The 12,243-nt window shown below is 45.2% G+C and carries 9 protein-coding genes; 5 read left to right on the top strand and 4 right to left on the bottom strand.

All coding sequences use genetic code 11. The features are described 5' to 3' along the window. Positions 1 to 26: 26 nt before the first annotated feature. Entirely contained in the window at positions 27 to 386 is a 360-nt protein-coding gene (locus tag GN277_RS23300; protein ID WP_244324864.1) for a hypothetical protein, read from the top strand. A gap of 19 nt (positions 387 to 405) precedes the next feature. Then, positions 406 to 2,484, top strand: a complete 2,079-nt coding sequence (locus GN277_RS23295) for a HelD family protein (RefSeq protein WP_159754435.1) — start codon at positions 406 to 408, stop codon at positions 2,482 to 2,484. Positions 2,485 to 2,509: 25 nt separating this feature from the next. On the opposite strand, the gene GN277_RS23290 is transcribed toward GN277_RS23295, so the two are convergent. After that, positions 2,510 to 3,406, bottom strand: a complete 897-nt coding sequence (locus tag GN277_RS23290) for an RluA family pseudouridine synthase (RefSeq protein WP_159754432.1) — start codon at positions 3,404 to 3,406, stop codon at positions 2,510 to 2,512. A gap of 164 nt (positions 3,407 to 3,570) precedes the next feature. Here GN277_RS23290 and GN277_RS23285 point away from each other — a divergent pair, with 164 nt between their 5' ends. After that, positions 3,571 to 4,050, top strand: a complete 480-nt coding sequence (locus tag GN277_RS23285; RefSeq protein ID WP_159754429.1) for an NUDIX hydrolase — start codon at positions 3,571 to 3,573, stop codon at positions 4,048 to 4,050. Positions 4,051 to 4,142: 92 nt separating this feature from the next. On the opposite strand, the gene GN277_RS23280 is transcribed toward GN277_RS23285, so the two are convergent. The 3 genes from GN277_RS23280 to GN277_RS23270 all read right to left on the bottom strand — a co-directional run bounded on the left by GN277_RS23280 (position 4,143) and on the right by GN277_RS23270 (position 8,758). Continuing rightward, positions 4,143 to 7,055 (bottom strand): EAL domain-containing protein, encoded by a 2,913-nt coding sequence (locus tag GN277_RS23280; protein WP_159754426.1) that lies wholly within the window; start codon positions 7,053 to 7,055, stop codon positions 4,143 to 4,145. A gap of 284 nt (positions 7,056 to 7,339) precedes the next feature. Further along, positions 7,340 to 8,224, bottom strand: a complete 885-nt coding sequence (locus GN277_RS23275; RefSeq protein WP_159754423.1) for a zf-HC2 domain-containing protein — start codon at positions 8,222 to 8,224, stop codon at positions 7,340 to 7,342. Between the two features lie 36 nt (positions 8,225 to 8,260). Next, positions 8,261 to 8,758 carry an RNA polymerase sigma factor gene (locus tag GN277_RS23270; protein ID WP_159754420.1) on the bottom strand — a complete coding sequence of 166 codons (498 nt, stop codon included), beginning with the start codon at positions 8,756 to 8,758 and terminating at the stop codon, positions 8,261 to 8,263. A gap of 251 nt (positions 8,759 to 9,009) precedes the next feature. Between GN277_RS23270 and trxA the strand changes: the two genes are divergently transcribed. Next, a complete protein-coding gene (trxA, locus tag GN277_RS23265; RefSeq protein WP_159754417.1) occupies positions 9,010 to 9,318 on the top strand; it encodes a thioredoxin in 309 nt (102 codons plus the stop codon). 111 nt (positions 9,319 to 9,429) lie between these two features. After that, entirely contained in the window at positions 9,430 to 12,027 is a 2,598-nt protein-coding gene (gene clpB, locus GN277_RS23260; protein ID WP_159754414.1) for an ATP-dependent chaperone ClpB, read from the top strand. Positions 12,028 to 12,243: the final 216 nt, after the last annotated feature.

Here is a 12,243-nt window from a genome sequence, read left to right as displayed (position 1 = left end):
AAAATTCACAGAAAAAGGATATAATTATGACGAAAGAGCAGAGAAAGGCAGTTAAAATTTTACAGGACCAATTAAAAGAAACGGATGTACCATGGCCTGATGACCTGCTCTGGGATACGCTGGTGAAGTTCCAGAGGTATCCCTTCCATACGGCGAAGAATCTGGAGTTTTTCTATATAATCAAAGGAAATGAGATGTTTGTGACCCGAAAGGATAAGTCCATCACCAGAGCCAGCGTCATGATGGCGTTCCATAAAGCGTTGGAGCTTGGGAGGATTGTAACAGGGCCGAAAAAGTTGGGAACCTTTGGGGCAAGTTACCTTTATCCGGTCTTTCGGGAAATCGGTGTAATTATAGAGGCTCGTGCCGATTATAAATATTTTTAGAAAGAAAGGCAAAAATAGAATGAGCAGAGGTTCGGATTTTTTAAAATATGTAATCAGTCAGTTGAAAATCAGGCTTCAAACGCTTGACGAGACAATCTGTGAGGTTCAGAAGGATATTGCAAAGATGAACAAATATTACTGGGAGAATTATACAGAGATGGACCAGTATGGTTACGAAAATTACGATAACCAGCAGGCTCTTTTCGGTCAGGTAAGTGTAAGCCAGGAGCACCAGAGGCAGAGAAGCCGCTATAGAAAGATGCTTGATTCTCCCTTCTTTGGAAGCGTGGATTTTCTCTATGACGGTGAGGAGGAGCCGGAAAGCTTTTATATCGGAATCGGCAATTTTGCCAGGGAGAGGGGCGGCGTGCCGTTAATCTATGACTGGAGGGCGCCGGTCAGCGGCCTGTTCTATGATTTTGACAAGGGAGCCGCGTCCTATCAGGCGCCAGCCGGAGAGATGGAGGGGGAGATACTGTCAAAGTGGCAGTACAAGATTCGCGGCGGAAGAATGCTTTATGAATTCGAGAGTGATATGAAGATTGACGACGATATTCTAAAGCAAGAGCTGAGCGCCAACAGTGATACACAGCTTAAGAATATTGTCCGTACGATTCAGCGGGAGCAAAATGCAATCATCCGCAATACGAAGGATAAAGTCTTAATTATTCAGGGTGCGGCAGGCAGTGGAAAGACATCCATCGCCCTGCATCGAATCGCATATCTTTTGTACCATAACAGGGGGAGCTTTAATTCCTCCAACATTTTGATTCTGTCGCCTAACAGTGTATTTTCTGATTATATATCTCATATCCTGCCGGAGTTGGGGGAGGAGAATATACAGGAGATGAGCTTTGACCTTTTTGCATACAGGCAGCTTAAGGAGGTTGCAAAGGACTGCGAGGACCGGTGGGACCAGATTGAAAAGCAGATGCAAAGGGCTTCTCAAAAGGCATCTGAAGGCGAAGGAGGCTTTGACAGAAAAAATATCGCTGATACTGAACAGGATAAGTCTTATCAGTGGAAGCAGTCTAAAGAGTATGTAGCGGCAGTCGAAGGATTTCTGGTAGAGTTAGAGGATCGACTGGTAGATTTTAAGGATATTCAGTATGGAAAAATGGTGAAGAAAGCGGAAGATATTCTTCATATGTTTTACTTTCGATTCCAGAATATTCCCTTGCTCTCCCGTATGGATGCCGTGATGGAGTATTTTGTGGATGAATGTGAGACTTTGTGGGGACGAAATCTTGCAGAGGAAGAACTGGAGTCAGTGAAAGAGCAGTTTGGGAGCATGTACGTGACTACAGATATCTATGAGATCTACAACTGGCTGTTGGAGGAAACAGGACAAAAGCCCCTTCTTAATCTGCCGCGGGAGGAGAGGATACTGGCCTATGAGGATGTATATCCATTGCTGTATCTTAAATATCGTCTGCTTCCTGTGGCAGACCACAGGAATATCCGACATCTGGTTATTGATGAGATGCAGGATTACTCTTATCTTCAATACGTGATTCTTGAGCGCATGTTTTCCTGTAATATGACGATTCTTGGGGATCGGGCTCAGACGGTGGATGCTGAGGTTCAGGATGTCCTTACATTTCTGCCGGATATATTGGGGAAGAAGGTGCGAAAGCTTGAGTTGAACCGGAGCTATCGAAACACATGGGAGATTGCAGAATATGCCAATGGAATCGCCAAAATACAGGGAATTCAATATATGAAGCGTCATGGTCGAAACGTGGAGGAAATCCAGTGTATTTCTTACGTGGAGGCAATAGACAGAAGCCTTGAACGTGTGAGGCTTGGTGAGGATGGATATGAGACTGCCGCAATACTTGTGATGACACAGCAGGAGGCGCGGGCAATCTATGAAGATGTCCGAAGGAGGCGCAGCGACGTATCCTATATAGACAGGGACAGCGAATGTTTTCAGAAAGGAATTACGGTCACGACCTTTTATATGGCGAAAGGGCTGGAATTTGATCAGGTATTTGTGGCGGGAGGGGATGAGGGCAGTCCCTTCTTCCCACAGTTTATGTATATCTGTGCAACGCGGGCGCTCCATGAGCTGTATGTGCTGCGGTATGGTCCTTAGGTTATTGAGGCAGGGCTTTCCAATATCATGGCTTTCCATTTAGAACAGACTGCATATCTTCTGGCAGAGGCGCATGAAACTTAAGAGCTTCCCCTGTAATGGGATGAGTGAAGGTAAGCCGGTGGGAGTGCAGCGCCTGTCTTCCTATGTTTTCCATATCCGGATTATACAGATAATCTCCGATTAGGGGAAAACCAAGATATTTCATATGTATTCTAATCTGATGGGTGCGGCCTGTTTCCAGTCGAAGTGAAACCAGGCTGTGTCCATTTTTTTCGTCCACAACACTGTAATGTGTGATTGCCTGCTCACCCTGTTCAAAATCCACCGTCCGTTCAATAATGGTCCCAGGCTTGCGGCCAAGAGGCACATCGATGGTGCCAGACGTTGGAGAAACCGTGCCTCGTGTAATGGCAAGATATTCTCTGCATATCTTATGATTGCGTCCCAGATCGGATAGGATATTTGCGCTGACCAGATGCTTGGCCACAACAGTAAGACCGGAGGTATCGCGGTCTAGCCGGTTGCAGCAGCGAAAGATGAAAGGCTTTTCCTGCTCCTGATAATACCAGGCCAGTGCATTTGCCATGGAATTAGTGTAATGCTTCAGGGACGGATGGATAGGCATACCAGCAGGTTTATTGACAACGATAATGTCTTCATCCTCAAATACGATATCAAGAGGCAGATTTACAGGCAGAATCTTCCTTGAGCATTTGGTTTCACAGATGCGTACCAAGAGGCGGTCCCCTGCCTTAAGCTGTTGGCGCATATAGTAATGGATTCCATTTACAAGGATGCTTTCGGGCATGCGCTTTATCTCTGCCAGATTTTGGGCGGAATAGCCGCGCCGCCTTAAGTATTGCTCTATACGCAGGCCGTCGCTTGTGGAATCTATGATATAATCAATCGCTCGGTTCATGGCTTGTCTCCTTTGGTTCTAAAAAGATAATTTTAGTATATCACATTTGTCAAAGGAAGGGCGCAGATTCAGGCGAAAAGAAATTGTAAAAAGGTACAGGGGATGATATGATTAATTTAATCCAATAGGATTTGAAATATATATAGAAAGGATGAGGCAGGAATATGGCAAAGTTAAGTACTCTGTGCTATATTAAGCGTGGTCATCAATATCTGATGCTGCACAGGACTGTGAAAAAGAATGATGTGAATAAGGATAAATGGATTGGTGTTGGGGGACATTTTGAGGAGGATGAAAGCCCTGAGGAATGTCTGTTGCGCGAGGTGAAGGAGGAGACAGGATATACGCTGACCTCCTACCAGTACCGAGGAATTGTAACCTTTATATCAGGAAATGGGGTTACAGAGTACATGTCACTGTTTACGGCGGATGGGTTTGAAGGAGAGCTGCTTCCCTGTGATGAAGGAGAATTGGAATGGGTGGACATTGATAAGGTGCAGGAATTGAACATCTGGGAGGGGGATAAGATTTTTTTCAGGCTGCTTAAGGAGAGACGGGACTTTTTTTCTCTGAAGCTTGTGTATGACGGACATGACGGGCTGGTTTCGGCGGCGCTTGACGGGAAGAAGATGGAATTGCCATAGAGGCTTCTCATTTGGTGTATTTTATAAAAAGGAGATGTCTCAGAAAGAAATTATCTTTTCTTTCTGAAACATCTCTTTTTGAATTGTAATTATTATTCCACGCTCTGGGACAACCTTTCCTCAAAGGCCATCTCTGACACAGGCTTAGCATAGCGGTATCCTTGTGCAACGCGAGCCCCAATCTCCCGCATTAACTCTACGTCAGCATCCGTCTCCACGCCTTCACATACAATCTGTGAGCCAAGATTATCTGCAAGCTCTACAATGCTTTTCATAATCTTCACCTGGCGTTCCCGATCCTTCTGGTTCAGCAGGAAGGATCGGTCCAGCTTGATAACAGAGGCCGGAATCTTCTCTATAACTCCAAGGGAAGAATATCCTGCGCCGAAGTCATCAATGGAAAGCCGCACTCCCTTTGCATGGAGGTCGTCTAATGTTTGTTTGGCGAGATTCTCCTGCATCTCCTCCATGACAAGGGTTTCGGTAATCTCCACTTCAATTAACTCCTTGGGGATTCTGTATTCATTCAACACCTGCTCAAACCGTATGGCAAAATCAGGCTTGACAAAATGTATCCTGGAAAAGTTACAGGAAATCGTTACAACCTTCTCACCGCTGTCCAGCCGTCTGCGAAGCATCTTACATGCACACCGCAGTACAAAGAAATCAATATCAGTTACTTTTCCGGTCTGTTCATAGTAAGGGATAAAGAACCAAGGGGAACGCACTGCACCTGATGCCGTTGGATCCAGAAAACGTACCAATGCCTCGGCGCCTACGATTTCTTCTGTGTTGACGTCTACCTTGGCCTGGTAATAGGTGACAAAATTCTCGTCAATATCTACAGAATCCAGCAGCTTCTCCCGTTCATGCCGTTCACGGATTGCCTTCTCAAGATCATCATCGTAGATCTGGATATTATCTGGATTGTCATTCTGGATAAAGTCAATGGCCTGACTTGCGCAGTCAATGGCACTTCGCAGATCGTCGCTGTTGGGAGGTATAAAATAGATGCCCATCTGAACCTCAATCCGGCTTCCGATTTCCTCAAAAATGCGTTCTTCCATGAAATAGCGTATCTTCCGAACCCGTTCCGGAATAGGGCCATTTTCATCAGACATGAGGAAAACAAAATGGTCCCCATCTGCCTTTGCGCAGACCTCGTTCTTCCCCTTAATGCACTGAGATAGGGCGTCTGCAATCAAGGATAAGAGTTTCTGCCCGTTGTTCCATCCGTAGATTACCTTATAACGCTGGAACTGTGAAATATTAAGATAGACAACCGCATACTGCTGTGCGGAACGCTCCGGCAGAATATTTTTCTTTCCGGTATAAATTAGGTAATTTAGATTCCCGATATCAATCTCCACATCCTTATACATTAAATGCTGTATCTTCTTGGCGTCTCGGATGATATGCAGAGCAACCAATAGGATGATTAGCATAATCATAATTAGAATCAGGATAATAACTACGCTGTGATCTTCTATGAAAATGCCTACGCTTGCCAGGGAGTATACGTTGCTCTCCAACATATAATCGCTGATTGCCCTTGCATCTATAGTCAGCAGAGTCTTATTCAGTATTCCTGCAAGTTCAGGATTGCTGCCGGAGACTGTCATTGAGATTCCCAAACCGTCGCTTAACACACTCTCAATCGCCAGGTCATAATACCGCATCTGGGAGCTAAGCAGATATTCTGTCAGATAGCCGTCGCACATTACTGCATCCGCTTTTTCGTCCTTCACTGCATCCAGGCAGTCCTGAGGAGTATCATATGTCTGAACTTTTATATCTGTGGAACCAATCAGCTCTGTGGCTTTATCAGACAAGTAATCAACGGTTGCCAGAGTTTCTATTGATTCCAGCTCAGTTTTTTCTTTCGTGACGAATACCAGAGGAACCTGCACATAGTCTTTTATCCTGGAAAGCTGGTGGTCGTGTGAACTGCCTTCAGCGTGTACGCAGTAAGACATAACGTCAAGCTCGTCGTTTCCTAGGGCGGTACGCGCCTCCTGAGGGTTTTCTACTTTCTGCCAGGAAATGGTAAGACCGGTAAGGGCTGCAATCCCCTCCAGCATTTCTTTTGTGAGTCCCTTACATTCTCCGTCCTCCTCATAGACAAATGGGTAATAACTGTCCAAATATCCAACCCTGATTGTATTTTTTTCAGCAAGATATTCCTTCTCATCCAATGTAAAAACAACTGTCTTGTCCAACTTGCTTTGATAGAAACGGTTCATCAACTGTGTTTCCAATTCAGGTTCATTCATCTTCAGGTCGGCAATGGCGTTGTTCAGATCACGCATAACGTCGTCATTTCCCTCATAGGTGATGTAGTAAAAGGGTCTTGGGGCGAAACGTCCAATCAGTCGCTGCCCTTCCTTAATCTCCATAAAAGTATGTACCAGCGCATCCACCTCGCCTTCGTCCAGTGCGTTCTGCAGATCAGAGGTGGAATCATACTCTCTGATCTTGGGAGACGCAATACCGTTGTCGGAGAGATAACCTAGGAATTCCTCTCTGCGTACATAGGTACGAACCATACCAAAGGTGATTTCCTTCATTGCGTCAAAGTCTTCATATGCCAGACTGCTGTTCGGGTTAGTGGCTATGATACCGAAGGTATATCCGCTGGACAGGTCTGCATATTGGTAGGATGCCGCCCGTTCGGCCGAATACTGGGCGCTTCCCACAAGGTCCGCTTTATGGTCAGCCACCAGTTTAAGCGCCGCATCCCAGTCCTCACACTCCACATATTCTATGTCCCAGTTGGTATAATTGCACAGCGCTTCCAAGTACTCTACATCCATACCAGTATAGATGCCCTTTCCCGCCATCATGTGGTATCCGTTCATTGGGAAAAATGCAACCTTTACCGTACGTTTTTCCTCGGCGCGGACGGTATGCGGCATTATTCCGGCAGATATGCATACTGCTATAATCAGGCATAGAAAAAAAGACAGCCCCCGTTTCAATCTTCTGTTTTTCATTACTGCTAACATCCCTTTCTATTCCCGCAAACTGAATGTCCCCCAACCGTCGAGTTCATACGGGGTTTCTTAAATTACCGAAGCAATTCTAATGTTATCATTATACCAAATCAGCGTCCCTATGACTATACTTCCGGTAAAAAAAATACCAGGGATTCGTAATTTAGACGATAAATTTCTGTGAGCTTGTCAGAAGACAGAGAGGGTGATGAAAGATTCCATATAATAGGAAGTTTTTTATTATTTCCGAAAAACGAGGGCTGTTTCCTCAATAAAACAGCCCAAATAAATAATGATTAATATAAAACCAGAATATTATCCGCATATTTAGATGATATTTCCTGCTGCTCATCAATTCCCGTTTCCTGTCGGCGCTGTTGATGCAGGACTCTTTGCTCAATCATCTCAGGCGCCGCCGCAATTTTTTGTCCCTCCTTCCAGATGGTAAGCTGTTCATTTCCTTTTCCCTCATAGTAGATTAGAGCGGTGGTGTGAACAATAGCAGATGAACCCTGGCTTTGGTATCCATCCGTTTCATCCAAATTAAGAATCTCCTGATAAGGAATTACAAAGGAGAAACTCTTATAAGATAAATGGTTTAGGAAAAACTTGCCCCATATGGAAGTTTTCTCAAAGGATAAACGGCTCTGGCCGTTGTCATAAGATTCCATATAAGACTTGCCATCTGGTGAAGATATGGAACCGTATGAAAGAATATCGCAGGGAAAATCGCTTTCTAACGTAATATAGAAATCCCCATTTTTCAGTTGGTAAAGCTCTGTGACACTGACGTCTTTTGCTGCTACACGTTTGTCAAATATGGGCAGCTTCGTAATGTATTCGCCGGATATGGTGTTGATGAGAGAGATCACCATAATCGTAATGATTACCGCAAAAAAGCTGATGGTAACCTTCATCCAGTTTAGCTTTTGGGCAATTTTTTGGAATACTTCTATATCTTCAAGGGCTAAAGAGGCTGAAGTATGGCCGTCTGACTGCTCTGTACTGCAGGGAGGCAGAGTAACAGGCGGAAGCTCAGCCTCCATCGCTTCCAGATATTCACGGCAGCTCTCGCATTCCGGCAGATGGTTTTCAACCAGCTCCATTGTTTTTTCGCTGCATACATGGTCCTTATACAGTGGCAGCAGGTCTTTAATGATATCGCAGGGTATTTTGTTCATAATAATCTCCTTTCCGCCGCGTGGAAACAGCGGCATTTATTGCTTATGGGCGTTTGAAGTCGATATATGCTCACGTATCTTAAGTCTTGCCCGATGGTAGGTGACTCTCGCCCAATTCTCCTGTTTTTCAAAGATTTCTGCAATCTCTTTAAAGCTTAAATCTCCCAGTACCCGAAGGGTAAAGACTTCTTTATAAGGCTCGTTTAGACAGTGAAGTACTTTGTAGATAGAAAGAGCCTCATCCTTTCGGATACAGATATTCTCCACATTTGAAGCATCGGGCAGAGCTTCAAGGGTATCGGAATGAATGGGCTTTTTCCTGCGGGTGTCGGAGATGTAGAGATTCTTGGCAATCTGGCAGAGCCAGGACTTAACCGAGCAATTACCACGGAAATGCTTTATCTCTTTTAGAGCTTTGAAAAAGGTCTCTTGAGTAATATCTTCGGCAATGTGCGGATCCTTACTCATTGCCAGGACAAACAGATACACGTCCTTGAAAAAACGTTCGTAGAGCTCCTCAAAATCAATCTTCATTCCCTCACCCCCTTATCTGTGATCTGCCTATTAGACGCATGACGTACCAATTCGTTACAAAGATTATATAATATTTTTTATTTTTCGAGTAGACGAGTAGAATGGTAATTTTGGAAATGATTAGAATAACGTTTAAGGACAGCTTAAATTAGAAAAATTTCATAAAATGGATATTATGGCTAAAAATGTATACGTAAATGGGTTATAATAAACAGTGGAATACATTTTAATGAAAGAAAGGATGATAAAAGATGGCAGTATTACATTTGACAAAGGATAATTTTAAGGAGGAGGTATTGGACGCTAACGTACCGGTGCTGGTGGACTTCTGGGCGACATGGTGCGGCCCATGCCAGATGGTGGGGCCTGTGATTGAAGAAATCGGCAATGAGGTTACGGATGCTAAAATCTGTAAAGTGGATGTGGACGCGAATCCTGAATTGGCGAAAGAGTATCGGGTAATGTCTATTCCGACGCTGATGGTGTTCAAGAATGGGGAGGCTGTAAAGAGAGAGGTTGGAGCAAAGCCTAAGGATGAAATTCTTGATATGCTGAAATAGAAAAAATATCAAAACAAATTAGCACTCGACTCTTGACAGTGCTGACAAAATGCGTTAATGTTATATTGTAAATAGAACACCAACATTTAGTATGAAAAAGGAGGCTGTACTATGAATATAAATAAGTTTACGCAGAAGTCCATGCAGGCAGTTAATGGCTGTGAGCGTGCAGCGCTGGAATATGGCAATCAGGAGATTGAGCAGGAGCATCTTCTCTATGCATTGCTGATTCAGGAGGACAGTCTGATTCTCAAGCTCATGGAGAAGATGGGAATCGACAAAGATATAATGCTTAACCGGACGAAGGAGGCGCTTAGGAAACGTACCAAGGTGCAGGGCGGTCAGCAATATATTGGCCAGGACCTAAACAAAGCTTTGATTCACGCAGAAGATGAAGCAAGGCAGATGGGAGACGAATATGTATCCGTCGAGCACATTTTTCTGTCACTTTTGAGATATCCCAACAGAGAGCTTAAGTCCATTTTCAGGGAAATGGGTATCAAGAGAGACGATTTTTTGAAAGCCCTGTCAACAGTCAGGGGGAATCAGCGTGTGACCAGCGATAATCCAGAGGACACCTATGATACCCTGAATAAGTATGGTTCAGACCTTGTAGAGCGGGCCAGAGAGCAGAGATTAGATCCGGTAATCGGGCGTGATTCGGAGATACGCAATGTAATTCGTATCCTTTCCCGAAAGACCAAGAACAATCCCGTATTGATCGGAGAGCCAGGCGTGGGTAAGACGGCGGTTGTTGAAGGACTGGCTCAGAGAATCGTCAGGGGCGATGTTCCGGAAGGCTTGAAGGATAAGACTATTTTTTCATTGGATATGGGCGCGCTGGTGGCGGGTGCGAAATACAGGGGAGAGTTTGAGGAGCGTCTGAAAGCGGTATTGGAGGATGTGAAGAACAGCGACGGAAGAATCATTCTGTTCATCGACGAGCTGCACACTATTGTGGGAGCGGGCAAGACGGACGGCGCCATGGATGCAGGCAATATGTTAAAGCCAATGCTGGCAAGGGGGGAACTCCATTGTATCGGTGCGACGACCTTGGATGAATACCGGCAGTATATTGAGAAGGACGCCGCCCTGGAACGCCGTTTCCAACCGGTGATGGTGGAGGAACCAACGGTGGAGGATGCAATTTCGATTCTTCGGGGGCTGAAAGAACGCTACGAGGTATTCCATGGAGTTAAGATAACAGACAGCGCTCTTGTGGCGGCGGCCACTCTGTCAGAGAGATATATTTCCGACCGCTTCCTGCCGGACAAGGCCATTGACCTGGTAGACGAGGCGTGCGCGCTGATTAAAACCGAGCTTGACTCTATGCCCACCGAGCTTGACGAGCTTAAGCGAAAGATTATGCAGATGGAGATTGAGGAGGCGGCTCTTAAGAAGGAGGACGACAGGTTAAGCCGTGAGCGCCTGGAGCATTTACAGCAGGAGTTGGCAGAGCTTAGGGAAGATTTTGCAGGAAAGAAAGCACAGTGGGATAATGAGAAGGTAGATGTAGAGCGTGTGAGAAAGCTGCGTGAAGAAATCGAGCAGGTGAATAAGGAGATTGAGAAGGCGCAGCAGTCTTATGACTTGAATAAGGCAGCGGAGCTTCAGTATGGAAGGCTGCCTCAGCTTCAGAAGCAGTTAGAGACGGAGGAAGCAAAGGTAAAGGATGACGATAAATCTCTGGTGCATGAGAGTGTGACGGACGAGGAGATTGGGAAAATCGTGTCCCGTTGGACAGGAATTCCGGTTGCAAAGTTAAACGAGAGCGAACGCAGCAAGACACTTCATCTGGCGGAGGAGCTTAATAAGCGTGTGATTGGACAGGATGAAGGTGTGGAGCTGGTGACAGAGGCAATTATCCGTTCTAAGGCAGGAATTAAAGACCCTACGAAGCCCATTGGCTCATTTTTATTCCTGGGGCCCACGGGAGTGGGAAAGACCGAGCTTGCCAAGGCCCTTGCCGAGAGTCTGTTCGACGACGAGGGTAATATGGTGCGGATTGATATGAGCGAGTATATGGAGAAATACTCTGTATCCAGGCTTATTGGGGCGCCTCCGGGATATGTAGGGTATGACGAGGGCGGTCAGTTGACAGAGGCCGTCCGCAGGAAGCCTTATTCTGTGGTGCTTTTCGACGAGGTGGAGAAGGCCCATCCGGATGTGTTTAACGTGCTGCTGCAGGTGTTGGATGACGGAAGGATTACGGATTCTCAGGGACGTACCGTGGATTTCAAGAATACAATCCTGATTATGACCTCTAATATCGGTTCTTCTTATTTATTAGAAGGGATTGACTCACAGGGAAACATTAGTGAGGAAAGCCAAAAAATGGTAATGGACGACCTGGGCGCCCATTTTAGACCAGAATTCCTAAACCGTCTGGACGAGACGATACTGTTTAAACCATTGACGAAAGAAGATATTTATCATATTATTGACTTGTTGGTGGCAGACGTCAATAAACGTCTGGCTGACAGGGAGATATCCATTACGTTGACAGAAGGGGCGAAGAATTTCGTAGTTGAGGGAGGATATGACCCGACCTATGGCGCAAGGCCCTTAAAGCGTTTCCTTCAGAAGAATGTGGAGACAATGGCAGCAAGGCTTATGCTGCAGGGGAACGTAGGAGCCCAGGATACGATTGTGTTGGATGTAGAGGATGGAAGGCTTGCGGCGTATACAAATCAAAAGGCTTGTCTGTGAAATTTTTCTGCAAAGTATTGTCGGAAAAGCCGCGGTCAGCAAGTGATTAAAAAGGAGAGGGGGAGTGTCGCCTCTCCTTAAATAATCGCGGGTTTTGGTTAATATAGCAGGAGAACATCACCCGCTATAACTTAATTTTGTCATTTATTTCAAATAAAACTTTTCTTTTTACTTGACATTCATAAGAAATAAAGTATAATTCTTAGTAGAAAGCAA

The sequence above is a fragment of the Sporofaciens musculi genome, assembly GCF_009830285.1.
In the GTDB taxonomy this organism is placed as follows: Bacteria; Bacillota; Clostridia; order Lachnospirales; family Lachnospiraceae; genus Sporofaciens; species Sporofaciens musculi.
Note: the sequence above shows the minus strand (reverse complement) of the source record. Positions and strands in the feature narration are given on the sequence as shown.

Coding starts and splice junctions, on each gene's coding strand:
- GN277_RS23300 (WP_244324864.1), top strand. CDS start 27: ATGACGAAAGAGCAGAGAAAGGCAGTTAAAATTTTACAGGACCAATTA.
- GN277_RS23295 (WP_159754435.1), top strand. CDS start 406: ATGAGCAGAGGTTCGGATTTTTTAAAATATGTAATCAGTCAGTTGAAA.
- GN277_RS23290 (WP_159754432.1), bottom strand. CDS start 3,406: ATGAACCGAGCGATTGATTATATCATAGATTCCACAAGCGACGGCCTG.
- GN277_RS23285 (WP_159754429.1), top strand. CDS start 3,571: ATGGCAAAGTTAAGTACTCTGTGCTATATTAAGCGTGGTCATCAATAT.
- GN277_RS23280 (WP_159754426.1), bottom strand. CDS start 7,055: ATGTTAGCAGTAATGAAAAACAGAAGATTGAAACGGGGGCTGTCTTTT.
- GN277_RS23275 (WP_159754423.1), bottom strand. CDS start 8,224: ATGAACAAAATACCCTGCGATATCATTAAAGACCTGCTGCCACTGTAT.
- GN277_RS23270 (WP_159754420.1), bottom strand. CDS start 8,758: ATGAAGATTGATTTTGAGGAGCTCTACGAACGTTTTTTCAAGGACGTG.
- trxA (WP_159754417.1), top strand. CDS start 9,010: ATGGCAGTATTACATTTGACAAAGGATAATTTTAAGGAGGAGGTATTG.
- clpB (WP_159754414.1), top strand. CDS start 9,430: ATGAATATAAATAAGTTTACGCAGAAGTCCATGCAGGCAGTTAATGGC.